Origin of the sequence: Micromonospora echinospora (assembly GCF_900091495.1) — a bacterium.
GTDB lineage: Bacteria > Actinomycetota > Actinomycetes > Mycobacteriales > Micromonosporaceae > Micromonospora > Micromonospora echinospora.
This window is the reverse complement of record NZ_LT607413.1, coordinates 2384608-2408919: the sequence shown is the minus strand read 5'-3', so window position 1 is coordinate 2408919 and position 24312 is coordinate 2384608. Positions and strand designations below refer to the sequence as shown.

The following is a 24312-nucleotide window of genomic DNA, read 5'->3' as shown; positions in this document are numbered from 1 at the left end:
CGACCGGCTCGGCGTCGCCGTCAGCGGGTCGCGCAGATCGTCCGGCACCCGTCGTTCCCGCCGCCGTTCGACAAGCTGCGCGCCGGGTGGGTGTGGTTGCAGACCGACGTCGAGGCGTGGATCCGCAAGCACCGTCCCGCCCTGGTCGACCAGGAACCCGACACGCAGCCGCCCGACTGAGCGGCCTCCTGGCCGTCACCGCGTGAGCGCCGCCCAGACCTGACCGGCGCCGACCGGGTCGATGGCGCGCAGGTTCACCGGCACGCCGAGCACGACCAGGTGCGCGCGTTCGGGGCTGCCCGCCGCTGGAGCGATCAGGCCGTGCACGGCGGTCTCGTAAGCGCCGTCGTCGCCGGCACCGGGTTCCGGTACGCCCAGCAGCCTCGCGGCGACCTCGGCTGGGAACGGCCCGCCCTGCCACTCGATCTCCCAGGTCCGCCCGCCCTTGCCCTGCCACCAGTCGAGATGGGCGGCGCCGCTGAGCGCGCTGGTCTCGCGGAGGGCGGACATGACCCGCCCCAACGCCTCGAAGTACCGCTGCGGATTGGTCACCAGGTGGTGCGTCTGATCTATCATGGCCTGCTCAACGACCCGAGCTGGGGGTCAGGTCCGCCCTGACCCGGTGATCCCGGCGGTGACCGTACGGATCACCGGCTGATCGGTGCGGTCGATCCTGGCCAGCCCCTGTGGCCTGGGGAGATTTTTCTGTCGCCTCGGCGAGGGGTCGACGTGCGGTCGTGGCTTAAAAACCCTGGTCACGCCCATTGACCCGGCGACCACCGGATACGGCGGGTGTCGAAACTCGTCAGCGCGAGAGCAGGCTTACCGCAGCGTTTCGAGCCCCCTGGCCGGCAGAGATCCGACCCGCCCCTCCCTCTGCTCGCAGACGGCTTCGCCGGGTGGACCTGCGCACGGACCTGCGCCGTCCCCGCCCCGTCCCGGGAGACCCCGGCACCTGGGTACCGACGCGGGTCCTGGTCGTAGGTCAGCGGCCATGACCACCACACCGGACCTACATCCGGACCTACGTCGGGACCTGGGTCCGACCTGTGCTCGGACCTGAGTCCGGACCTAGATCCGACGCAGGTCTGGCGCAGGTCCAGATCCGGGTCCCCGGCTCCGGAGCGGGCGCGGCCGGGACCGTCGGGAGAGGCCGCAGGAGCGGAAGACCACGATGCCCGCCCCGACCCAGTAGGGACCCTCTCCGGCGGTGATTCGTGATCGCCGCGTCGGTGATCGGCCCGGTTCGGGACGCGATCGGGACGCCGTTGGTCGTCTCCGATCACGATCGGACCGCGATCGGATCACCGACGTGTTCGTGAACCGATCAGTGATCCGATCACCAACATGTTTTTGATTCGTCAGTGATTCGTCAGTGATTCGTCGGTGATCGGTCGGTGATTGCTCGCTGATCCGATCGGCCGGCTGAGCTGCGCTGACGCGGCGATCACATGAGGCAAGGGCGGCTCCAGAGGGCTGGTACGGGCGCGTGATCCGGCTGGTCGACGGGTCGCACGGGACAGAGGTGCTCGGCGGCCTGGGTGGCCATTCGCGCGGGTTCCGGCTGGTGGCCGGGTCGCGCTGAGCGGTGCTGCTGCGGGCCTGCTGGCCGGCGGGGGTGCGGTGCGGTATCCGGCTGGCGGCCGGGTCGCGGAGCGCGGGATCTGGCTGGCTGCCAGGTCGCGCTGTGGGGGGTGCCTGGCTGGCTGCCGGGTCGCCCTGGTCGCGGTATCCGGCTGGCGGCCGGGTCGCGGAAGGTGGTGCTGGGCGGATCATGCACCCTCCCGGCCGGTCAGGACAACCCCGCTGTCCACACGGCTCCCGACCCGACCCGTTCCCGTCCCGGGGATCCGAATCCCGCAGTTAGGCGATTGAACCGGATTGGCCAATGCGAGGTTTCCGCTGGTGGAGCCCATGTTGAACGGCCAGCGGAGTGAAGGTTGGAGAGAACACCCGTCCCGTCCCGACCCGGGGATCTGGATCCTGGATGCCTCGGATCTGCCGGACCTGCAGATCGGACCTGGATGCCGAGCACCACAGGGGTGGGGTGCCCGACCCGACCCGGCCCGTCCCGGGCTCCTGGCTTCCGGAGGCTTCCGTCCTACCGATCCGGCCGGACGCCGGCCGGTTCCTACCGAGTCCGGCCGGACCGATTCCCGGGAATCGGCGGCGGCCCGCCTCGTCAGGGGTTCCGGGCGGCGGTGACAGCAAGCAGACACCCCGGTTGACCCTAAGGCACCCGACAACTACTAAGAGTAGACGTCTATCCCTTGTGGAGGTGGTCGGCTTGACCAGAGCCCACACGATCCGGCGCGCACGACGGACGCTGGCGCTCGCCTGCTGCGTGGTGCTGGCATCCCTCGGCGTGGCACCCGCCAGCGCGGGAGCGGCGGCGCCTGCGTCAGCGCCCGGTACGTCTTCCGGCTACTGGGCTCCCTACCCTGGCGGTGACGCCGCCCCGATGGGCGAGTCCGGCAACATCGTCGCCGGTTCCTGCACGTACCGGCAGGCCAACGACGACCCGCATCTGTCGAGCGGTGACGCCTCCGTCCATGGCTTCTGGCTGTACATCGCCGGCACGTGTCCCAGCAAGGCGAACGTGGACGTCTACTTGCAGGCGTTCTGGTGCGATCCCTTCGGATGCGGATGGGTCACCGTTGACTCAGGCTCGGGCGACTACGCCCCGGGAAGCGGTTCCGGCACCCGAGCTAATGCGAGGATCAACTGCTCAAGCAGCACGGAGGTCGGCTGGAGGGGCGTCACCGACGTCGACCTGCCCGGCATCGCCGACCCTCCTGGGATGTACTACGGGACTCCCAAGGACCTCCCGTGTAGCCCCTGATCACCAGCCGCCGCTGTCCTGGCGACGCCGTAACCGGTGATCAGATGGCATGGTTTGTTCAGGTATCAGCAGCAGCCATCGTGGGAACGTCGGGAGTGGCACAGTGAGCAGCGAGGAAGCCGGCTGGCGCCCGTACCCGGGCGCTTACCGGGCTCCCAGAGATCTCCCCCGGGTCGAGCCCGGCCGGGTGGTTGGCCTGGGTGCCACCTGCGATCTCAGAGGGGAGTACCCCGACGACGCGTGCACCCGAAGTTTCCTTGTCAGTGAGTTCGCGATGCTGGAGGACGGTCGGCGCGTGCTCCTGCACGCGGACCGTGGGTTCACTGTCACCGCACGGTCAACCGGCGCCCCAGGTGATGGCACCATTCCGCTGCACGAGACTCGGGACAGCCTCACCCAGCAGGTTCTGATCGTCGTGCTTCCCGACGACGAGGAGTCCGGGGAGGAACATCCCTGGTCATGGCTGGCCGAGCTGGCCCAGGCTCGCGGCCTGGAGGTGACCGCGGACGACCTACGCGGGCTTCCGTACGAGGTGGTCTTCACCGACGCGGTCTCCCGCTGGCTCACGCCCGACTGAGACCCAGGCGGGGGCAAGGCGGCCTTGCCCCCGCCTCCGGGCCGTCAACCCGTGAGGTAGCCGGCGAGGGTGTAGGCCGGGGACCGGTCGAGGCGGGCACCGCCGTGGTCGTAGCGGCGGGTGGTGCGGACATCGGCGTGACCGAGCTGGTCCTGGATGTCCTCCAGGCGGGCTCCGGCGTCGCGGGAGAGGGTCGCGCAGGTGTGCCGCAGCACGTGCGGGCTCATGGTGACTGCGATCCCGGCGGTCTTCGCCAGCCGCTTGAGCAGCCGCCATACCGCGCCCCGGTCGAGCCGGCCGCCGCTGGCGGTGGCCACCAGCGGTCGGCGTGGCCGGGCACCTGGTGTCTGGGTCGGAAGGCGGTCGTCGGCCAGGTCGACGCGGTCGGCGAGGTAGGCGTCCAGGCGGCGGGTCACCGGCGGCGGGAGCACCACCAGGTGCGGCTGGTCGCCCTTGGCGGTGAACCGCAGCACCCGGTGGCCACGGGCCTCGCCGAGCTGCTCCCGGTCGGCGCCGACGAGCTCTCCGACCCGCAAACCGGTGTAGAGCAGCAGCGCGACGATCGCCGCGGTGCGCAGCGCCTGGGGGCCGGTGTCGGCGTCGGCCGCCGCGAGCAGCGCGTCGGCCTGGCCCCGGGTCAGTCCGGCCGTCGTCGACCGGTCCGGGTTCACCCGAGGTTTGCGTTTCGGGTCGATCGCGGCCGGGTTCGCCCGGTCGGTGTGGTCCTCGGCGATCATCCACGTGTAGAACGCGGACACGGCGGCGAGCCGGCGGGCCCGGGTCGCCGTGGCCGCACCAGAGGCTTCCTGGGCGCGCAGCCAGGCGTGGGTGTGCACCCGGCGGGCCTCGGTGAGCGGATCGACCCCGGAGGCGGCCAGGAAGGCCAGCCAGTGCGCGACGTCGCGCCGGTACGCCGCCCGGGTGTTCGCCGACTGGTAGCCGATCAGCCACTCCCGCAGCAGCGCCTCCAGTGCGTCACCGCCCCCGGCTTCCGCCGTGGTGGCGGGCGACCGGGCGGCGGGCAGCAGCTCTCCGGACAGGGCAGGCACCGACTCACCCCTCCTTCCGCCACGCGGACCGGTCCCCGGCGGCAGTGGCGGCCAGGACCCAGGCGAACCGCGTCGGGACATCCCCGGTCGGCGCGGCCGTAGCCTGCACGCTTGCCCTCACTGTGGGTTCCCCTGCTCGTCGACGCGCCGGTCGTACTTGTCTTGGTCCTCGCGTAGCTGGGCGGCTTCCCGGTCGGCGAGGTCGCGGCGCAGGTTGGCCAGCCGGTCGGCGCTGTAGCCCCAGCGGATCGCCTCGATGCCGAGCCGGGCCCGGATCCCGGCGTCGTCGATCCACTGCGCCACGGTCTCCGGTGTGCCGTCGGGTCCGGTCGGGGCGTCGGGCAGCAGGTCAGCGATTCGCCGCAGCAGTTCCATCAGCGCGGTCAGGGTGGTGTCGATGTCGCCGACGCTGAGGGCGTCCAAGGCCCGCTCGTACGGCTGGTAGGCCACTGTCTTCTCCGGCACCGGCTGGCCCTCGGCGACAATGACCGCGCCCAGCTCCACACCCGGCGTCATCCGCCCGTACTCCCGGACGGTGCCGTCGTCCTCGACAACGTCGACCAGGTCCGGCTCCAGCAGGTTGACCGCCCGGGTGGTGGCCGCAGTAACCGTCGGCACGCCGTCGGGCAGGTCCGGGTCGACGTGCACGGTCCAGGCCACGCTGACCGGGGTGACGGCCGGCAGCGCCGTCATCAGCGCGGCCAGTTCCCCGGCCGTGGTGAACTCGCGCGACCAGCGGGCCAACACGCCGGTGACCGCGCGGGCCGCCGCCGTCTGCTGGTCGGAGAAGGTCTTCCTGTCGATGGGCATACCCCTAAGTCCTTCTGTCGGAGTAGTCGTGCCTGATGGGCTAACGGGTGAGTCACCTTCCGTCGTGCCGGAGGTGACGCAGGACTTCCTCGTGGATCCGGGCGTCGAGAGCGGCGTCGTTGGACGAGTCCTCGACAGCGATCCGAACGACCGGGACTCCGCAGCGCTGCCACTGCAAGTCTCGGTTGCGGTCGTCGACGTATCGACGGGGGTTGCGGTGGTGGGGGCCGTCGATCTCCATGACCAAGGCGCGGCCCCGGCCGGTGACCAGGACGTCCGGGCTCCAGGTATGGCCGGCGCGGAGACGAACGCCAGGCAGGGGTGCGATGGCGATGGTGTCGTGCTCCGGGAACCGCGCCTGCAGGCGCTTGAGCGCGCGGTAGACGCTCAGCTCCTCATCGCTGCCGAAGGTCAGCCCGTCCTCGACGGGGTGCTCCGGTCGTCCCGCCTCCCGGCGGGCCTGGTTGGTCGGGCGTTCCTGGGTCAAGCGGCTGGAGTAGGTGGTGCGCCAGTCGCCGCTCACATCGGGCAGCGCGGGCCTCGCCCGGACTCCGTCGACGTTCTCGTAGCCGTTCCGTTCGGCGACGTAGGTCAAGGTCGCTGCGATGCGCTGGCACACCTCGTCGGTGAACCGGGGAAGGATGTGGTCCTCGACGTCGAAGACGGCAACCCGGCGGTAGGTCGTCTTCTCCAGGGAGCCCTCGATCCACTCGTCGTAGATGCGCTCGACCCGTATCACCTCGTCGGTCCTGGCGATGCTCATGGCGCTCACGTCGACCAGCAGCGCGACGGCTTGTTCGTCTCCGCGCTGGGCGAGCAGGCCGGTGGTTTGTCCAAGGACGCGGTCGAGTTCCTCGTCCTGCTCGTACTCCCACAGGTCCCGTCCCACCTTGCTGTCCTCCACAGGTTGAGGGGTTGCCGTCGGGCGTCTGCCCGCGAGCCCCTGAGAGTACGGAGCCGGGCCGACAATCCACGCCTCGATAAGATCAGTTATGGAGGCATCAGCCAGGCAGGCCGGACCGGAGGCAATTCCGGGGAATTACCCCCGGCCCAGCCGGAGACGGAGTGCTGCTGGCGGCCGGAAGCCGAACGGCAACCGGGCCGTCAGCAGCGTTAGTCCCTCCTCAGCGAGGGGCCGAGGGTCCTACTCGTCGTCCTCCGGCCAGCCTCCGCAGGGTCGGGTCCCACCGGACAATCACCGCCGGGGGTGACGACCTCGATGACAGTGCAGCGCGCCCGCCGGTCTGCGTGGCGCCTCACGGCTGGGCAGTGGGTGTCTGGGTTGTCACGGCTTCGGTGCGGCGACGTCCGCAGGCGGTGTCAAGGAAGCCGCCGCAGCGGCGGACTGCTCGGATTTGCGGGCGCAGTGCCGGCAGCGCCGTGGGCAGGGCGTCTGGGGTGTCGCGCTGGTGAGGCCGCTGGTGTGCAGGATCGTGGTGACGGTCTGTTCGAAGGTGCTGTCCTCGCCGATGACGGTCTCACCCGGGATGCCGAGCAGGTCGCGGTGGGTGTACCAGGCGCGCATCTCGTCGGGGGTGACGGGAATAGGCTCGTCCCGGTTGAGGTGGCGGCGGACGGTCTCGTCGAAGGACACATCCAGGTAGAACACGGCGGCCGGTCCGGGATGGTTGTCGATGAGCTGGTGCAGGACGGGGGCGTACCGTTCGGTGTGCAGGATGCCTTCGAGGATGACGTGGTAGCCGAGGTCGAGGGCGGTGCGGGCGGTCGCGGTGATGAACGCCGGAGCGACCGGGTGGATATGTGAGCTGTCGTGTTCGCGCAGCACGATCCGACGCAGGTGGTCCTGTTCCAGGAGTGCGATCCCACGGCCGTAGCGTCGGCGGGCCTCCCGGGCGGCGGTCGTCTTCCCGCTACCGGAGTTTCCGCGAACGACGACGAGTGTCGGCTCGGTGGTGGTCACCGGTGATCTCCGGCGGTCCAGGTGATCGCGGTGGTGGTGTGGTGGCGGGGAACGAGCAGTTGTGGTCGGTCGGTGGGCGGGATGGCGACGCCGGCGGGATACACCCTGATGTCCGGGCCAGGCTGGTTGCGGTGGTCCCGGTCCCAGTCGATGATGAGGTCGACAACGTGCCGGGTTAGCGGTGCGGCGTCGGGTCCGTAGCCACGGGCACCGAACTCCCAGGTGGTGTCGTCGAGCTGGCGAATGGTGAGGTAGGCGATGCTGTCGCCTTTGAGAAGTGCGGGGCAGGAAACCCAGTTCTGCGGGTCCATGTCCGCAGCACGGTCGCGGTCGACGGCGAGGAGGCCGTAGGGGTGGGGTTGGCTGGCCAGCCAGAGGTGCAGTGACTCGAACGGCGTCGCGGGTGGGATGGTCACCCTGGACCAGGCATCGACCCGGGGACCGTCCAGCGCGGGGGTCAGGGCGTCGAGGTTGAGGAATCGAGTCTCGGGGTCGTCGATGCGCAGGGTCACGTCGTCGCCGCGCAGCGACCGCCGGGTCACGGGGTCGGCGCCGGCGCCTTGCATGGGCACGAAGCCGCAGAGGATCGCGTCGGTGGCGGTGAGGTGGTCGCCGTCGCGGGTGAGGGTGAGGCATCGGGTGTTGCCGCGCATCCTCAGAGGCCGGTTCGAGGGCTTTTGATTTGATCTATGCTTTGCGTCCGGTTGAGGGTCCTTCAGCGGGTTCGCCACGGATAGCGGTCTCTCGATGTCGGGGAATGTGAATCCTGGTCGTGACCGTCGGGCGGTAGTGGCGTTAGGCCGTTCATGGGTGATCGGAAGCCGTACCCCAGCGATGTCACCGACGCGCAGTGGGCGTTGATCGGGCCGTTCCTGCGGGCGTGGAAGGCCAAGCGGGTCTCGGTCTCGGGGCATCAGGGTGACTACGACCTGCGGGAGATCGTGAACGCGATCCTCTACCAGAACCGGACCGGCTGTCAGTGGGCGTACCTGCCGCACGACCTGCCGCCGAAGTCCGCGACCTACTACTACTTCGCCCTGTGGCGGGACGACGGCACCGACCAGGCGATCCATGATCTGCTGCGCTGCCAGGCCAGGGAGAAGGCCGGCCGGACCGAGGATCCGACCGCGGTCGTGTTGGACAGCCAGTCGGTCCGGGCGGCGAACCATGTCCCGGCCGCCACGACCGGCAAGGACGCCGGCAAGAAGGTGTCCGGCCGCAAGCGCGCCCTGGCCGTGGACACCCTCGGTCTGGTCATCGCGGTCGTGGTGACCGCCGCCTCGGTCACCGACAACGCCATCGGCATCCGACTGCTCGACACAGTCGTCGAGCGCGCCCCGACGGTCACCCGGGCGTGGGTCGACGCCGGGTTCAAGCAGGACCTCGCGCTGCACGGCTCCGTCCTCGGGGTCGACGTCGAGGTCGTCAAACGATCCGACACCCGACCCGGGTTCGTGCCAGTACGCAAGCGGTGGATCGTCGAGCAGACCTACGGCACGTTGATGCTGCACCGCCGGCTCGTGCGCGAGTACGAGAGCCGCCCAGAATCGGCCGTGTCACGAACGTTGTGGGCGTCGATGGTCACCATCGTGCGCCGGCTGACCGGCACCAGCACACCGTCCTGGCGACACCGGTGAACCTCGCCGTAATCCTCGACCTGATCACCGCACGCGAAGCCACCGCCGATCAGGCCGCCGACCGGCTACGCGAGCAGATCACCGCCCTCACCGCCGACCTCGCCCGCATCGAGGGCGAGCTGGCTGACCTGAAGGTCACCCGCACCACGCTGCGCATCCTCACCGCCGCCGAGTTCACCGCCGATGACCCGACGATAGCCAGCGCCCCCTACCAGCAGATCCTGACGGTCCTCGACACCACGACCACCGGCATGCGGGCCAAGGACATCTGCCTCGCCCTCGGCGTCGACCCCATCCCGAAACACGTCGAGAGCGCCCGCGCGAAGCTCAAACGCATGGTCAAGCATCACGTCCTGACCGAGAACCAACCCGGAGTGTTCACCCTCACCCCGAAACGGACCTAACCTAACGAACCGGCCTCTCAGAGGAACGACGAGGACCCCGTCGGGGGCGAGCTGGTCGGTCCAGGCGGGTGGGATGTCACTGGCCTCGACGGTCACGATGATCGCGTCGTACGGCGCCCCTGCCGGCCAGCCGGTGTCCGCGTCGGCCTGCGCCACGTGGACGTTCGGGTATCCGGCGAGGTCGAGGGCAGTCCGGGCGTTGGCGACGATGTCGGAGTCGATGTCGATGCTGGTGACCGTGCCGTGCGGGCCGACGACCTCGGCGATGAGCGCGGCGTTGTAGCCGCCGGACCCGATCTCCAACACCCGCCCACCCGGCTGCAGGCGGGCGGCTTCCAGCATCATGGCCTGGAGCCACGGGGCGGAGATGGAACTGGTCGCGCGTCCGTCCGGGCCACGTTTCGTGATGACCACGTCGTCGGCGTACGCGGCGTTGACGCTGACCCCGCCGGGGGCGAACAGGTGCCGCGGCACCCGGCGAAATGCCGCCTCCACCGTAGGTGAGGTGATCCGGCCGTCGGCGAGCAACCGGTCGATCAGCCGGTTCCGGGCCTCCTCCGGGCTGTTATCGGTTTCCGGGACGGTGTCGAGCGCGGAATCAGCCATGATCAAACCTCCGGTCGGTGGGGCCTCGGCGCGAGCGGCGCGACAATATAGGGCGCATGCGACATAATGCGCCTCCCTCGTTGGGTTGTGGCGCTTACGTCGATGTACCGGCAGTGGGTGTTGCCCGGATGACGGCTTCGGCGGCGTCTAGGGCGTCGGCAATTTCGGTCAGCAAGCGCTCGGGTATGCGGCCGGCGTCGAGTCCGCAGGCGCTAACCTGCTGGGTGAGTTGTTCGGCCTGTCGTTGGTTGAGGATGGCGCGGCATCCGGGGTGGGCGAGGACGTCTCGGGCGGCGTACCCGTCGCCGCTGGCCCGCTCGATGAGGTCGGCAGTGATGGTCTGTGCCACAGGCTGCTCGACGCCGCCGAGCGCGTCGGCGAGGCACATCCCCAGGCGGGTGTGGAACACGACGAGGTTTGCTGCTGTGGTGTCCAGCCCCTGGTAGGCCGCGACGGCGTGTCGTTGGGTGGTGCTGGTGATCGCGGCTTGCTGGCACAGCAGGGTCAGGGATGCGGTGACGGCGCGTTCCCACGGTTCGCCCGGCTCGGTGTCGTGCAGTAGCTCCAGGGCGCGGGCACGTCTGCCTGCGGTGGCGTGGGCTATGACAGCAACCTGCCGGCCGTCGAGCATGCGGCGGCCGATGCCGTTGCGTTGTTGGAGCCGGTAGTAGGCGTCGACCCATCGACCGGCGGTGGCGAGGGCGTGCGCGCCGCTGGACAGCAGGACCGTCCAGAGCCATTGGCGGAGTTCGCGGTGTGCGGTGGGCTCAGGCGTCAGGTGTGCGGCGGGAACGGTGATGCCGTCGATGGTGGTGTCGGTGCGGGACGCAATGGCCCCGTAGAGGGTTTCGAGGAGCCTCCATGCTCCGGTGCCGTCGCCGGCGCGGGTACGTAGCCGGGCAAGATTGATGATGGGTTCGAGGCTGTGACTTGCTGTTGGGAAGTCGGGTGCGGGGTGAACGAGCGCGGAGCGGGCGAGCCGTGCTGACCATTGCCGGGCCAGGTCAGATCGTCCGCAGTCTGATGCGAGCAGGGCGGCGAGGTTGACCACGGCGGTTGCGGCGGCAGGGTCGTCATTGCGGGTGGCGGCGGCAGCGCGGCGGGTCAGGTCGGTTACCCGCTCGGGCAGTGGGGTGCAGGCGGGTCGGGGCCGGGCGACGAGGGGGAATCTACGGGCTTGAGCACCGGTCGGGTCCATCAGCCGGTTCCCGCTCTGGCTGCGGTGACCGTCGCGTGGGCGTGCTGGTAGGTGGCCTGTGTGGCTGGTTGGACGGTGGGGTCTGGGCCGAAGATGACGGTGGCAGTGTGGGTGGCGAGGACGGCCTGGGTGGTCGCGGGGAGGCCGATCCGGTTCATCGCGAAGATGACGTGGTGGGCGAGGATGTCGCGAAGCCCACGGTGGAGGTTGCCGGTGCCGGCGAGGTGGGCCAAGTCGCGGCCTGCGGTGGTGAACGCGGCAGCCCATTCCACCAGCATCAGGTGCGGCCACGCCGGTTGGTTGAGGTTGGTCAGGTCCGTGCTCATCAGCCGGCGCAGCCCTGCCTGGAAATCCGGGGTCTTGTCGGGGATCGGGTTGTCGGGCGGGGTCCGGTGGTGGGCGATCTTGGACCAGACATCGCCTTGCTCGTACCAGTCCAGGCCGGCCGCGCGTAGCAGGGTGCTGGCAAGCAGGATCGCGAGCTCGCGGCGGCGACGGGTGGTGGGGTCTGCTGCGGTGGTGGCGAGGTAGCCGAGTACGTGCCGGCTGTCGGCCTGCCACAGTTCATGCGCGACGGCCATCGCTTGGTCACCGCCGAAGGCGCGGGTTTCGGGCTCGTAGACGACCTCGACCGCGCGGGTGATGTGCCGTTCACGGATGAGGGCGTCGAGGCGGGTGAAGAGGTGCTCCCGCGCGATGGTGGTCTCCTCGGTGGGGAGATAGCGCAGCCGCCACTGGGGTGTCTTTCGGATGAAGAACCAGCCAGCGATGCTCCTGTCGGCTTCCGCTTTGACGAGTATGGGGGCGAGGTGGGTGACGGCGGTGTGCTCGGCCCGGTCCGGATCGGGCAACTCGAGGGTGATCTGGAGCCACGGCGACGGCATCATCGCGTTCCTTTGGTGGTGAGTGGCGGTTTGCGGGTCGGGTGGTGTTAGGCGAGTAGGAGGACTGCGTCCCACGCGGACATGGGTGGGGTGCCGGTGCCGACGGCGTGTAGCGCGAGGGCGGCTCCGGCCGCGCCGTCCATGAGTTCCGGTTCGGTTATCGGCTCGCCGAGTAGTTGGGCGGCGAGGTGGCCGGACAGGTCGGGTAGTTCGGCGGCCAGTACCGGGCTGCGGGCGTCGACCGCCATGCGGAATGCGGCGTGGAGCAGGCCGGCTTTGCCGTGGCACAGACCGATCTCAGGGAGTAGGGCGGGTCGAGTCGGGTCGCGCAGTGCGGCCAGGATCGCGCGTTCGGCCGTTGCCTGTCGGCGGGCGTCGCCGAGCGCGATGCCGGCCAACTGTTGGGCCCGGGCAGTGCCCGCGATGCCGTAGCACCAGGAGGGCCGGGGACGAAGCGACGGTTCGAGGCGGCCGGTGTGGTCGATGGTGAGGTATCCAGGCCACCACGGGCCGGCGTCGTCGTCCCGGCGCCACTGATCGGTCCAGGCGCAGAGCCGGGCGAGAGCGTCGCGCAGGCTGGTGGTGGTCAGGTCGTGAAGGACAGCGAGGGAGAGCAGCGCGATGACGGCGCTGATGCCGTGGGCGACTCCCAGGTTCCCGTGCCCGTGTGGGTGGTCGGAGTCGGGTTCGCCGGACAGGCCGACCGGCATCCACCACGGCGGTAGATCGGTGGTACCGCCTTGGCCGGGGAGAGGGCGGGTGAGGCGGACCAGGTAAGCGAGCACGTCGCGGGTGACGGGGTGGTCGGGGTGGCGGTGCATGTGGTAGACGCCGAGTCCGGTCAGGCCGTGGATCAGGTCGAACTCGCGCATCAGCAGCGGGTCGCCCCGGTCGATGCGGGCATTGGCGTCGGCCAGGCGCCCTCGGGTGAGGGTGATGGTGGTGTCGTCGAGCGCGGCCAGCGCGCGCCGGTACCGGGTCGTGCCGGCGGCGTGCAGGGCGAGGCCGAGGGCTGGTGCGCCGTGGAACAGGTTGGCGTTGCCGCCGGCGCTGATCGGCTGGGACGCGGCGAGTTTCAGCCAGGTGTGGGCAACGGTGTCGTCGCCGTGGCCGGTGCGGGCTCGTTCGATGTGCAGCAATGCGATACCGACCGCGCCGCCCGCGAGGGATTGTGGCCTCGCTCGCCCCTGGAATGCGGGCTGGATGGCTTGGGGGTCGGCCAGTGCCTCGGCGATGGCTGCCGATGCCGCGAGCGCGCTCGGGTCCGTGGGGCTCATGGTTGGCTCCGGGCGCGGGCGGTCCAGCTCAGCGCGGCGGCACGGGCCAGGTGCAGGCAGGCGCGTTCGCTGTCCGGGTCGGGGCCGATCATGCGGGTGTGGTGCAGGTGCAGCAGGTCAGGCAAAACACTGTCCACGGCGGCTCCTGCGGTGTGCAGGGCGTCACGGTAGGTTTTCAGCGCCTCGCGGCGACGCTGCCAGACAGTCCGCAGTTCGGTGCCGTCGCCGAGTATGTCCAGGCCGGTCTGGTCGGGGTTGGCGAGCGCGACCGTGCGCTGGTAGACGTCGCGGGGTGGGGCGGGCCGGTGCGGGCGCGTGTGGTCGATCAGCCATCGCATACCGGCGTTGGTGTCGCCGATCAGGGCGGTAGTGATGTCCAGCAGGCTCGCCGCGGTCACCGCACGGACAGCGGGTGCCGGCCTGCCATGAATGGCGAGCAACTGCGTGAGCGCAGCTGCGGAGTCGGTGGCGAAGACCTCGTCGGCGGCGGTGCCGGCGGTGGGTCCGCCGAAGCGGGCGGTCTCCGGGTAGTCGGTGTCAACCTGTACCCGCGCGAGCAGGCCGACGCGGCGCAGGTCGTGTGTCCACTCGGCGAGCGTCGCGGTGCTCGCGTCACCGGTCAGCCTCAGCCGCAGGTGCGGTTCCGGGTCGCCGTAGCGCAGAAACCACCACCGTGCCTGTTGGCTGAGCTGGCGGAGCAGAGACGGAAGGTGCCGGGTGAGGATCGGTGTCTGCCGGTCGGGATGGCCGTACAGCTTGACGAAGAGGCGGCCACCGCCGCCGGGGAGGTGTCCGTACTCGCGGACGTCAACCACGGGTGCGGTGGCGAGCGTGCGTGGTGGTGCTGCCGGGTCGACCGTCGCGGCCAAGGGGACGACGATCTCGTGGGCGTGCCCGCCCATCCAGCCAGCCGTGTCACGCGGGGGCGCGGCGCGCAGCACGGCGGTCGGGGTGCGACGCAGATGGTCGCGCAGCAGTGCCTGATGAGCCGGCTCGGCGAGATCCAGGCGGATGCGTTGGTCGCTCTCGCCGAGGTACACCCCAGGCGGGCAGCCGGCCGTGTCGCGCCAGGAGGCCAGGGCCCGGCTCCACTCCCGCCAGCTCGTGGCGGGAGCGGGCAGGGCGCTTGCCCGTAGCAGCCAGCGTGCCGGCGACAGGATGCTCCGCTGGTAGCGCAGGGCGGGTAGGAACGGCAGACCGCTGGCAGCACCCCAGTAGAACCCGCCACACGGTGTGCTGAAGGCGGTGGGGGCCTCGGTGAGGAACCGCACGATCGGCAGGGTGTAGTGCACCTGCTCGACCGCGTTGAGCACGATCGGCTCCACCACACACCGCCGGGAGACCGACACCAGGTAGACCCGGTCGGCGTCAGCGGTGACCGCGATGTCGTCCAGCGCGATCCGGTTGGGTGCGTTGACGTGGTACTCCCCGAGCGAGACCTGGTGCGGCATGACTTGTGGGGCGCGGGCCACGTCCTCGGTGACCGTGTAGGGGGTTACCGCCGACACCTGGACATGCAACGCACCACGGGTCACGCCAGGTAGGGCCGCGTACTCGCTGGCGATGCGCTGCCGATCCGCAGGGTCGAGCAGGTCTAGGAACCGGCCGGTGACGGTGCCGGCGTTGCGGGACACTCCGACCACCTCCAGCCGAAACTCACCCCGGTCGAGGTCCCGCGCGGTACGGGCGTGCACGGTGACGGTCAGCTCGGTGCTCGGCTGGACGTGCCTGACCGGTGCGCTGTCGGCGAGGTCGGTGATGGCGGCGTCATCGAGCACGATCTCGCGTTCGCGTCGCAGCGCCGCTTCCTGGGCAAGGGTCAGCAGCTTCCGATCACGCGCGGTCAGGGCCGGCGGCGGTGTGGGAGTGGTGCCGTGGTAACCGGCGGGGTAGCCCAGGCCAAGGTCGGCGTCCACCGCGTCACGGACCGGTACGACCGCATGGGGTCCGTAACGCTCGAGGAAGCGGCGGTGCCAGGCCGCCCACCCTCCTCGACCGACAGTCGCGAGACGCACCAGGGCACCGGCCGCGCTCGCCGCCTCTACCGCGACGATCTCAGGAACACGCACGTCGGCGTCCAAGCGCAGATCGACTGCGACAGGTGACTCGTCGGCGGGGTGTAGAACGGTCATCGTCTCGGCCAGCCGCGCGCGCTGCCGCGCGCCGGTCGTCGCGGTATCCGGAGCAGCCCGCTGCGCGAGGGTGTGCAGTACGCCGAGCATCGCACGTGCCCGGGCGAGCGCGCCGTCGTCTGGGGTGCTCTCGGCGGCGTCGGCCACCGCCTGCTGGAGGCCGACAGTGACGGCGGACAGGGGATCAGTGCAATTAGTCGCCGGCCGTAGCGCGCTCAGCAGGAGCCGTTGCGACACCATCTGCGCGAGCAGCGCGTGCACAACGTGAACGGGGACGGCGTGATCGGTGGCGAGTTTGCTGGCCAGATCGTCCAGTCGAATCGATTCCTCCGCTGCCGTCAGCGCCGCGAGTACCGGGCCGGTGGCGCGTACCTGTACCTGGGTGGGCGGCTCCCCGAGATTCTGATGGGGGCGGTGCTCCAGCACGATCTGCCCATCCCGGCGCGCCAGGAGGTTGTTGGCGCGGACCGTCAGATGCGGCCGAAGCACCGGATCGGCCTCCAGCCGGTCGACCAGGCCCGAAAGCCACGCCGCCCGTACCCGAAGCACCGCTCGGTGCCCGTCACCGAACCGGACGGCGGCGGTGGGGGCCAAGCGGGCGGCGGCGACCCCGGCGAACAAGCCGTACGGCGTCGCCCGGCCACGCGCCCGCAGCAGGTACCGCAGGACCGACACGACTACCCGCCGCGCCTCACCCGCCCCGACCCGGCTGGCGCAGACCGCGCGGACACGGTCGGCGAGCACGGGGCTGGCCAACTCCACCGCCGCCGCGAACTGCGGCACCGCGAACACCTGCTCCAACCATCGCTCCCACGACCCTGCGGCCTCCGCGCCAGTCAGGTCCGGCCAACCGCCGACCAAACAATCGGGAGAGCAGGTCGACGCGCGCACCACCAGCGCATCCAGGTACCGGTACACATATCCTCCCCTGGGAACGGGAGGCGTCTGGCCACGCGGACGAAACCCACCTGGCCAGACGCCCCAGGTCTCCGGCCTACGCCGGGCAGGTGGTGCTGCAGGCGGACTGGCAGGTCTTGCCGCACCCGTCGTTCGTCATGTAGATCAGCTTGTCAACACTCTCGCCGGACTCGATAAACGTGATGTCCAGCTCCCAGTCATCCGGCCCGAACTCGTCCTTCTTCCCGTCCACCGCCACCGGCGACGCCAGCGGGACGGTCCGCTCCTCGGTCATGATCGACACGACAGCCTCCTTCGAAAGGGTTGTGATCCACCCGGTGCCCCGGCTGGGACGCCGGTAGCTGTCAGCGCCAGGACACCGCGACGGCGCCGTGGCGCTTCGGCACGTACCAGCCGTCCGGCACGCCTGCGCTGGTGGGCAGGTACTCGATCCGCGCGGCCCCGCGACGGCGGAAGTCGGCCGCCCAGCGGCGCAACAGCCCGACATACCTGTCAGCGACCGCCTCGGCCTGCGGGCCGTAGGCGTAGACACCGCTCTCCCATCCGCCGAGGCCCTCGTTCTCGCGTTTCGTCCGGTAGGCGAAACTGCCGCCCTCGACCACGGCAGCCGTGCCGTAGATCACCGCCGGGCTGAACACGCCCTGGTCCACCAACTGCTGGCTCGCGTACAGGAAGGGCACGTGGGACGCGCTGGTCACCACGAACAACTCCAGCTCGTCGGGCATGTCGAACGCCGCCCCGGACCACCGCTCGATCCTCGGTGCGTGGACCGCCTTACGTAGGGCCGGCACGTCGAAGCCCGGGTCCGGCCCGTCCATACGCAGCGTCGCCTCGCCGTTGATCGGCACCAGCGTCTCGGAGTACGTGCCCGCGCCCTGCATCGGCACGAACCCGCCGAGGCAGTAGCTGTGACTGACGAGGCGCCCTTCGGCCAGGTCGAAGGCGACGCAGCGGGACAGGCCGGCGAACCGCAGTGGCACCACGATCCGGCCGTGTTCGGACAGTTGGGCGATCCAAGCCGGTGGGATGTCCCACGCTCCGACCGTGACGATGATCCGGTCGTACGGTGCCTGCTCCGGTACACCGTATTCGGCGTCGGCCTGCACGACCCGCACCCGGTCGTAGCCGGCGGTCTGCAAGCAGGCGCGGGCCCGAGCGACGATCTCCGGGTCGATGTCCACCGACGTCACCGCACCCTGCGGGCCAACCAGCTCCGCGATCAGCGCCGCGTTGTACCCACCCGAACCGATCTCCAGAACCCGCATCCCCGGCTCGATCTCGGCCTGCTCCAGCATCACCGCCTGGATGTGCGCCGCCGACACCGAACTGAGCGCCGTACCGTCCGAACCGGTCTTCGTCACCAACGGGGTGTTCGAGTCGTACACCACATCCAGGGACTCCCCTGGGGCGAACAGGTGACGTGGCACGACCGAGAACGCGGCAGCCACCGCCTCCGACCTGATCGTGTCCGCGCTCAGCTCCGCCACCATCGCCGTCCGCAGCGCCATGGGATCTCGCACAGCGCTCTCATTTGCGGTAGTCATGTGATCACATCCTGGCCATTTGGTTGGTTCCCCGCTGCCGGCCAAGGTCCACCTGCAGGCGGTTTCGGGAGAGGTTGCGGAGCGGCCGCCGTCGCACCGGCCATCAACCTCCGCTGCTCCGAACCGGTCCGGCATCCGCGATGCCAGGCACCAGTAGACGCAACCAAACGCATGTCGAACACCCTCGACACCGATTTTCGACACGGCCCCATCAGGCCCCTCGAAGGCCTCAACCAACAGGCCCCTGAACGGCGGTGCGCTGGCTGACTCGCATCGCTGCGGTCGGCTGAAGTCGGTCGCCGCAGTTCAACCGTCGCCTTCCAGGAGAGGCGCCACGGGACTGACCGTGCGGAGGAGGGCTATCAGGGGCGACGCACGCTCAGGTAGGCGGAAGGGCTCATGATCGATCGCCAGCAACTCCAGGAGGCCAGGGAAGCCCTCGGCAGAATGCTCGCCACGCGGCGCAAGGCACGCGGAATGATCCAGAGCGAAGTCGCTCGAGCGGTTCTCACCACCCGCAGCACCGTGGGGATGGTGAAGTGGGGCAGACAGATCGTCGACCGGGTCTTCTGGCAGCAGTGCGAATCGGTGTTGGGTGCCGGGGGCGAGCTCGTCGCCGCCTACGACGCCTACCGGCAGCTCGAACGACAGTTCCGGACCGAACAGGAGTCGGCCGAACGCAAGGCCCGGTGGGCTGCGCTCGCCGACACGATCACCGAAGTCGACGTACCCGGTCCGGCGCTCCCCACGGTACCGTCCGCCGCTGAGCTCCCCCTGTCGGAGATCACGTCCGGTCCGCCCCGTCAGCGCACTACCGAGGGCAACCCGACCCCGGCAACGACGACGGGATGGTTCCGGCCGAACTTCCGCACCGGACCGCTGAGGATCGCCCTGTGCGGAAGCCGATCAACTGGTGTGAACAACACCCTGGTCGACGACGCGGTGGCTGCGGTCAGCCGACTGCTGATGAACCACCGCTGCACGGTCGACCACGGCCCAGTGGGCATCGGGATCGAGATCATGACGTACATCGCCGACCATTACCGCCCACCCGCCCTGCAAGCTGCAGTCGGCCTGTTCGGTCGGCCCAACGTGGTGCGCAACGCCGATTTCCTACTCATCATCGGTGGCGGCCGGGGCACCCTCGACGAGGTGTCGACGGCACACCTCGACGATCTCCGCCTTGAACTCCGGCGTGAACGCCCTACGCGGCCGACGTGGCTTCTTGCCCATGCCTTCCATGATGAACATCCTCCCGAGGAGCACACAGCCCCTCTGAGCTGGGATGTCCGTCAAACCGGGTCAGGCCCACATCACCCACCGACCCACCAATGCCCGCCACATTCTTGATCATGCAGCGTACGGTGGAATGAGTAGCCCCGGCATGGCCTGCGCCCGCCGGGTGAGCGCGGTAACCGCGCGGTCCCTGCGGCGTACCTCTCGGACAATCCGCCAACCCTGCACGTCACGGTAGTACGCCACAAGAGCAGGCTCGACCGTGGCACGTCGCACGCAAACCCGACCGGCCCGGGCCGCGTGGTCCAGCGCCCACCACGCAAGCTGACAACCGACCCCCTGCCCCGCATACCGCGGATGGATCCACGTCGACGCGACAAACAATCCTGGCCGCGCGCGTTCCTCCTCGGTCCACAACCACGCGGGCGACTCGTCATACAGGCTGGTGCACCCCACGACCTCGGCACCATCCACAAGCACCCATACCGGAAACTCCCGCGTCCCCGCCTGCCCTGCGAGAGCCCCCGCGACGGCATCCGACCCCGGCAGCCCACGCCGATGCAACCACCTCACCCGATCGCGAATCACACCCTCGATCGCACCCCGGTCAGCCACCCCGGCCGGACGCACCCGCCACACACAGCCCCCTCATCAACAGGTCACGCACCGCCGCCAGCCGAACACCGTGCGAGATTACCCGCAGCCTCACACGCTGCGCCTTTTCAAGCTGATCTTGCAGCTTGGGGCGGGTGTGGGAGCCGGTGATCGATGGATGGGAGGCTCCAGGCAGGGCAGCTGTCGATTAAGACCCGAAGCCCCGACCGGGGGCCTCGCCATGCTGTCCTACCCCGCCAGGATCCCGTTGTCCAGCCGAACCTGAACCACCTCGCCGAGCTCATCCGCGTCCGCCGCAGGCAACGCCGATCCCGGTGGTGGCGCTTGGAGCCCGGCCGGCAGGCCCTGCTCGCCCTGGCCCAGCTGCGCAACGGCGACACCTACAGCGCGTTCAGTTACGTAGCACCTGCTCATACACAGCACGGTGCTTACCTGGGCCCTTGTAATCTGAGATCACACGAACACCATGCTCCATCCGGTCGCCGAGAACGTTTCGAAATCCGAGGGCAATCCACGCCGCATGTGCAGCGTGATTATCCGGCTCAGAGGTCAGAAAGATTCGGCGGCATCCCCACTCCTCTGCCTGTCTCTTCGCCGTGTCAAGAAGTGCCCGGGTGACGCCGCGCCGACGGTGCCCGGGGTCCGTCATGACATCCTGGACATACACCTCGTCGGGCTCGTCCTGGCTCCTGAAGGCAATCACCGCGCCGATGACCTGATCTCCGACGACCGCCAGCGGGCAGGTCGAAGAGAACAGCTGAGAGTACAACCAATAGTCCGAGGAACCTCTTAGCCGGATGTATGGATCGCCCATGGCGAGAAGCTTCTCCAAGCCAGGAATTCGATCAACGGAAAGTGGAACAATATCCATCAGGGCATCCTTCCGCTCAAACCGACAGATGCCACAAGGTCACGTGCGGCTGTAACCGGATCTAGGGCATCCGTCACCCCTCGGCCAACAACTAGGATGTCCCAGGAACGCCGGTCCCTAACAATCATATCGGTCGGTTCAAAGCCACCGGATACCGCGACTGGAAGCTGCGTCCAAGACCGCAGAAGCTCCGCTTGATCAAGTGGGTGGTTACCGGCAACCCCGAGGTCGATATTCGTGGTGATCGCGAACGCGTCCACTCCGGCTCTCTCCATGTCCCTTACCCAATCTTCAGCAAGCCGCCCTTGCGGTACATCGAGCATGAGTGGCACACCGAGCCGCCTACTTGCGCCCACGGCGGCTGACACACTAGCGACACTTGCCGGCCCGATCAGGAGGACAACATCAGCCCCGGCTTCCGACGCCAGAACTACCTGGTCTCGCCCCCAGTCGGCTGACATCATTTCTGCAACGACAGTTGCCTCTGGAACCTGCTTCTTCACCTCGCCGATTGCCCTCACGCCTGCGCTCTTGATAAGAGGGTCACCAATCTCGATAAGCCTCACGCCAGCCGCGACGGCGGCTTCAGCCACCGCAACTGCCTGCTGAAGATCTCTGACGTCGAGCGCGATCTGGAGTGAGCGCCTGTCCCTCAGCCGCCGGAACATCTCCTTGCTGTTGTTTGGTCCGGCCACGATAGCCGCACGGTGACCCGCAAGGGCCTTCGCCTCAGCTTCCACAAGCCAGTCCCTTGCAACGAGGCCCTCGTTGATAAGCCGAGATTGAACGTCCGCTGGAAGTGTCAAGGCACCTGATTTAAGCTCGCGCAGGAGCCCGAACAGCGCATTGCGAAACGACTCTTCGTCGCGGATCGCGGGCCGTCCGGCCTTGAGAAGCAAGCGTTGAACCGCCACGCGAACGGCTTGGGGGCCGTCCCTCCAGACGGCCTCATCAGCAAAGGCAAGATCGGCCACGTCTGTGGTCGATCCCTGACGGCTACTCAGTCCTTGGAGCAACCTCTCACGCACATGCCAGTTGCGATCAAATAGCAAAGCTTTCAACCGGTGGCGGTCAATCGTGATGTCAGATTGACCCAAAGCAGCGGCAACGGCCGCCCGCACTTTATAGTCAAGGTCCTCGACTAGAGAGCCGAGGATGGCGTCAGGGATTTTCCGTGCCGCGACGCGTTCGTCACCAAGCGCGTCGCCCAACGCGGCGCGGACTCGCCAATCCGGGTGGCCCAGAAGGACCTTGAATGCATCCGACCCGATGTCATCATCGCCGAAGAAAACAAAGAAGTGCCTTGCAAAGAACACCGCATCGTCCACCGAGTCAAGCCGGGCTGACTGCACGAATTCTCGGATCGCCGTCACGCTAAGGCGCCCGTCAACACAGGTGACTATGTCAACCCAGATCGGCGGCCCAAACTGGCGAAGTACGCGAAGAATCCAACCAAGATAGTCGCCACCTAATGCTGCGGCAGCGGCCCTGCTCCGCAATAGAGCTCTGGCTAATAGCAACCCACTGGGCTGGAGACAACGGCGAGCACAATCTCGTAACACATCACCGGTAGCGAAAGCCGCGTTGTCACCGACCAGCTCAAGCATCAACGGCACAGTGTCGATGACGCTGGCCGCTGGCACCTTCGCCATAGCAGCCAACAATTCCGGAGACGTGGCGTCTAATCCCTGCAGCAAAAATTCTAGGATCCCTCGCAAATCGGCGGATCCAGTGGTAGCCGACGCCAGTTCATTGAGCAAGGCGACAGATCGCGGCGAGCTCCCCCAACTTTCAACGACCCGAGCGAGCCAACGCGCGAACAGATACTCTCGTATCACATCGTGATCTAAAGCAGAGCTCGCGGCGAGGGATAGTGTCGCCGTCTGCGCGACAGCTCTCTCGGAATCCTCACGCGTGAACTCTTTCTGCAGTAGGTTGGTGAGGTTGCGAGGAAGCGTCGGCAGTAGCTGCAGTCGCACCGAACGCGCCAACCCATAAATTGCCTGATCTGGATTTAAGCCTGACGACTTCAGGATAGACTCGACACAGAATTCGACAAGGCGGAAGGAGTTTGTCTGGCCATCGGAATTAGTCTCGCCCGCCGCTCGCATCAGGCTCATATACAGCGGCAGCCTAGCGAAACCACGAAGTCTCGTCGGCATGACGTCGAACGCCGGTTGCCCCGTACTGCGGCTTCGATCCCAGACTCGCCGCGCCGTGCTCGTGTCCCAGAGCCCGAGCTGCAGAGAACTGCCGACGTTCTGTGATTGCCCGGAAGCCACCGAGGCAGCAAGTACCGGGTAAGGAGCAAGTTCGATCTCGGGCGGCGTACGGAGGATGAGTACAAACCTCAGCCGCTCGGATAGAACTTGTCGGAGGACCCTGTCGAGCTGTCGACATACCCGGTCTATAGCCATTCTCGTTCTAGGGTTGTCGATCACCACAAGAAGTGGCCGGGTAAGATCCTTGCTTTCCCTCTCAAGCGCCAAGAGAGGATCGGGCCCAGCAATTGAAGAGGCGTAGCGTAAGATCTCTCGGGCTAGATCCGCGTTCTCCTCGGCCCACAGGTCTCCCGCCAGCAACTGAACATCAAAGCCTGCCGCCTCGTCAGCCAGGTGACGGGCAAGTCTGGTCTTGCCACACCCTGGTGGGCCAGTGATGAGATATGCGCGCGACGCCGATGACAAGAAGCCCGACAATACTTGCTTGATGTCGACAGGCGGCAAGTAATAGAGGCTTTCGGACCGTTGGCGTTCGAGCGCCGCTAGAATCGCGACGGTTCTCTGACTTGAGCGCGCGCCGAGTCCATCTCGGGCTAGAGTCTCTTCTGGTGCAACGCCTCCGGTTCCTGGCAAGGAGGCCGTTCGGTCCGCCAGAAGCGCTCGGGGATGCCGACTAACTGGCGCAGAGCTGCCCCACCTTGCCCGACGCGCCGCCTCCTCGCGCTCAGTCTGATACTCGTGCTCGACCATCCGATATGCGCGGTAGGCGGCAATCAACTCGCCATTCGCGTCCAGCAGAGCATCACACCGCAGCCAAAAATCCTCGTCTACTACTTGCGCACCCGTCTCTACGCCGGCCACGCTGCTGCGGGAGGTTGGGATCCCTTCAGCGATGTCCTGCTGGCGCAATCCGCGGGTCTTCCGCCAGGCCGCAAGCTTCGAGCCGAGCGCGCGCTTCGCCTCGCGAAGCCCATCTGGTGACACCACACTAGGTCCCTGCGACTTGTCCGATTTGATGTTGATCACTAGATCCAAGTGGCCGCCGAGACATCCCGCTTCGGTTCGGGGTGATCAATACACGCGTGGGGCCCGCCTGCGAGATGGACGGCCAAGAGCAGCCCTTCAACTTGATCATGGCGGTCGCCCTCGACGGGGCGGCGGCAACACGCATGGCACCTCCTGGTTGAGCCCAACACCAGCGCCACCTCACCCTCACGAACCGTACAGGCATGCCCACTGGGGCCCATACATCGTCGGCCCACCATACGGACGACGGGCCAAACCGCAGAGGGCAGCCCAAACGTCCCTGCTCGGCAGCAGTCGGACCGGACGGGGTTGGACTCAGGGGATGCTCGTCGCACGAGCACCCACCGAGCACCCAAAGGTCCACAAGGGACGAAAAAGCGAAGGGGCCCGACCCGCGTTTCCGCAGGTCAGACCCCTTGTGATCTTGCGCGCCCGAAGGGACTCGAACCCCTAACCTTCTGATCCGTAGTCAGCCACCCGGAGAGCCCACTTCTAATTACATCACTTTACCAAAGCTCGTCCGATTGTCTACCCGCAAATCCG

At 68.2% G+C, this 24312-nt stretch carries 20 protein-coding genes and 3 pseudogenes; 6 read left to right on the top strand and 17 right to left on the bottom strand.

The window, feature by feature from the left end; all coding sequences use genetic code 11:
• Positions 1–195: 195 nt before the first annotated feature.
• The gene (locus GA0070618_RS11020) at positions 196–576 is read right to left on the bottom strand and encodes a hypothetical protein (protein ID WP_143740586.1); all 381 of its coding nucleotides are present in this window, start codon (positions 574–576) and stop codon (positions 196–198) included.
• 1885 nt (positions 577–2461) lie between these two features.
• Here GA0070618_RS11020 and GA0070618_RS11015 point away from each other — a divergent pair.
• Positions 2462–2842, top strand: coding sequence for a hypothetical protein (locus GA0070618_RS11015; RefSeq protein WP_088981550.1), 381 nt, complete (start codon positions 2462–2464; stop codon positions 2840–2842).
• 103 nt (positions 2843–2945) lie between these two features.
• Positions 2946–3419 (top strand): hypothetical protein, encoded by a 474-nt coding sequence (locus GA0070618_RS11010; RefSeq protein ID WP_088981549.1) that lies wholly within the window; start codon positions 2946–2948, stop codon positions 3417–3419.
• Between the two features lie 44 nt (positions 3420–3463).
• On the opposite strand, the gene GA0070618_RS11005 is transcribed toward GA0070618_RS11010, so the two are convergent.
• From GA0070618_RS11005 to GA0070618_RS10985, 5 genes are all read right to left on the bottom strand, one after another.
• The gene (locus GA0070618_RS11005) at positions 3464–4468 is read right to left on the bottom strand and encodes a tyrosine-type recombinase/integrase (RefSeq protein ID WP_172900279.1); all 1005 of its coding nucleotides are present in this window, start codon (positions 4466–4468) and stop codon (positions 3464–3466) included.
• A 117-nt stretch (positions 4469–4585) separates the two neighbouring features.
• On the bottom strand, positions 4586–5278 hold the full coding sequence (locus GA0070618_RS11000; RefSeq protein WP_088981547.1) for a hypothetical protein: 693 nt from the start codon (positions 5276–5278) through the stop codon (positions 4586–4588).
• A gap of 52 nt (positions 5279–5330) precedes the next feature.
• The gene (locus tag GA0070618_RS10995) at positions 5331–6167 is read right to left on the bottom strand and encodes a hypothetical protein (protein WP_143740604.1); all 837 of its coding nucleotides are present in this window, start codon (positions 6165–6167) and stop codon (positions 5331–5333) included.
• Between the two features lie 396 nt (positions 6168–6563).
• Positions 6564–7199 (bottom strand): AAA family ATPase, encoded by a 636-nt coding sequence (locus GA0070618_RS10990; RefSeq protein ID WP_172900278.1) that lies wholly within the window; start codon positions 7197–7199, stop codon positions 6564–6566.
• On the bottom strand, positions 7196–7930 hold the full coding sequence (locus tag GA0070618_RS10985) for a class I SAM-dependent methyltransferase (RefSeq protein WP_197701745.1): 735 nt from the start codon (positions 7928–7930) through the stop codon (positions 7196–7198). Before GA0070618_RS10985 ends, GA0070618_RS10990 begins: the two co-directional genes overlap by 4 nt.
• A gap of 75 nt (positions 7931–8005) precedes the next feature.
• On the opposite strand from GA0070618_RS10985, the gene GA0070618_RS10980 reads away from it, so the two are divergent.
• Positions 8006–8836 (top strand): IS5 family transposase, encoded by an 831-nt coding sequence (locus GA0070618_RS10980; protein ID WP_088981545.1) that lies wholly within the window; start codon positions 8006–8008, stop codon positions 8834–8836.
• Positions 8833–9240 carry a hypothetical protein gene (locus GA0070618_RS35340; protein WP_088980870.1) on the top strand — a complete coding sequence of 136 codons (408 nt, stop codon included), beginning with the start codon at positions 8833–8835 and terminating at the stop codon, positions 9238–9240. Before GA0070618_RS10980 ends, GA0070618_RS35340 begins: the two co-directional genes overlap by 4 nt.
• A gap of 27 nt (positions 9241–9267) precedes the next feature.
• On the opposite strand, the pseudogene GA0070618_RS35335 reads toward GA0070618_RS35340, so the two are convergent.
• The 7 genes and pseudogenes from GA0070618_RS35335 to fxlM form a co-directional block, all read right to left on the bottom strand.
• A pseudogene (locus GA0070618_RS35335) lies at positions 9268–9846 on the bottom strand (methyltransferase domain-containing protein); the annotation flags it as partial.
• Positions 9847–9940: 94 nt separating this feature from the next.
• Positions 9941–11044, bottom strand: a complete 1104-nt coding sequence (locus GA0070618_RS10965) for a hypothetical protein (RefSeq protein ID WP_143740532.1) — start codon at positions 11042–11044, stop codon at positions 9941–9943.
• Positions 11044–11928 carry a thiopeptide-type bacteriocin biosynthesis protein gene (locus tag GA0070618_RS10960; protein ID WP_088985450.1) on the bottom strand — a complete coding sequence of 295 codons (885 nt, stop codon included), beginning with the start codon at positions 11926–11928 and terminating at the stop codon, positions 11044–11046. Before GA0070618_RS10960 ends, GA0070618_RS10965 begins: the two co-directional genes overlap by 1 nt.
• Positions 11929–11975: 47 nt before the next feature.
• A complete protein-coding gene (locus GA0070618_RS10955; protein WP_088981543.1) occupies positions 11976–13205 on the bottom strand; it encodes a lanthionine synthetase C family protein in 1230 nt (409 codons plus the stop codon).
• Positions 13202–16255, bottom strand: coding sequence for a lantibiotic dehydratase (locus tag GA0070618_RS10950; protein WP_088981542.1), 3054 nt, complete (start codon positions 16253–16255; stop codon positions 13202–13204). Before GA0070618_RS10950 ends, GA0070618_RS10955 begins: the two co-directional genes overlap by 4 nt.
• Positions 16256–16331: 76 nt before the next feature.
• Positions 16332–16529 (bottom strand): FxLD family lanthipeptide, encoded by a 198-nt coding sequence (locus tag GA0070618_RS10945; RefSeq protein WP_088985449.1) that lies wholly within the window; start codon positions 16527–16529, stop codon positions 16332–16334.
• Between the two features lie 70 nt (positions 16530–16599).
• Positions 16600–17775: a methyltransferase, FxLD system gene (gene fxlM / locus GA0070618_RS10940; RefSeq protein WP_231931693.1), complete on the bottom strand. Its 1176-nt coding sequence runs from the start codon at positions 17773–17775 to the stop codon at positions 16600–16602.
• Between the two features lie 423 nt (positions 17776–18198).
• Between fxlM and GA0070618_RS10935 the strand changes: the two genes are divergently transcribed.
• Positions 18199–19149: a helix-turn-helix domain-containing protein gene (locus GA0070618_RS10935; RefSeq protein WP_088981540.1), complete on the top strand. Its 951-nt coding sequence runs from the start codon at positions 18199–18201 to the stop codon at positions 19147–19149.
• On the opposite strand, the gene GA0070618_RS35495 is transcribed toward GA0070618_RS10935, so the two are convergent.
• Entirely contained in the window at positions 19150–19515 is a 366-nt protein-coding gene (locus GA0070618_RS35495; RefSeq protein WP_414467574.1) for a GNAT family N-acetyltransferase, read from the bottom strand.
• Positions 19516–19870: 355 nt separating this feature from the next.
• Between GA0070618_RS35495 and GA0070618_RS10925 the strand changes: the two are divergent.
• Positions 19871–20037 (top strand): annotated as a pseudogene (locus tag GA0070618_RS10925) (IS5/IS1182 family transposase); the annotation flags it as partial.
• A gap of 4 nt (positions 20038–20041) precedes the next feature.
• Here the strand turns inward: GA0070618_RS10925 and GA0070618_RS10920 are convergent.
• The 3 genes and pseudogenes from GA0070618_RS10920 to GA0070618_RS35490 form a co-directional block, all read right to left on the bottom strand.
• Positions 20042–20521 (bottom strand): GNAT family N-acetyltransferase, encoded by a 480-nt coding sequence (locus GA0070618_RS10920; protein WP_088981538.1) that lies wholly within the window; start codon positions 20519–20521, stop codon positions 20042–20044.
• Entirely contained in the window at positions 20521–22641 is a 2121-nt protein-coding gene (locus tag GA0070618_RS10915; RefSeq protein ID WP_231931692.1) for an orotidine 5'-phosphate decarboxylase / HUMPS family protein, read from the bottom strand. Before GA0070618_RS10915 ends, GA0070618_RS10920 begins: the two co-directional genes overlap by 1 nt.
• A gap of 396 nt (positions 22642–23037) precedes the next feature.
• A pseudogene (locus GA0070618_RS35490) lies at positions 23038–23727 on the bottom strand (helix-turn-helix domain-containing protein); the annotation flags it as partial.
• Between the last annotated feature and the right edge of the window lie 585 nt (positions 23728–24312).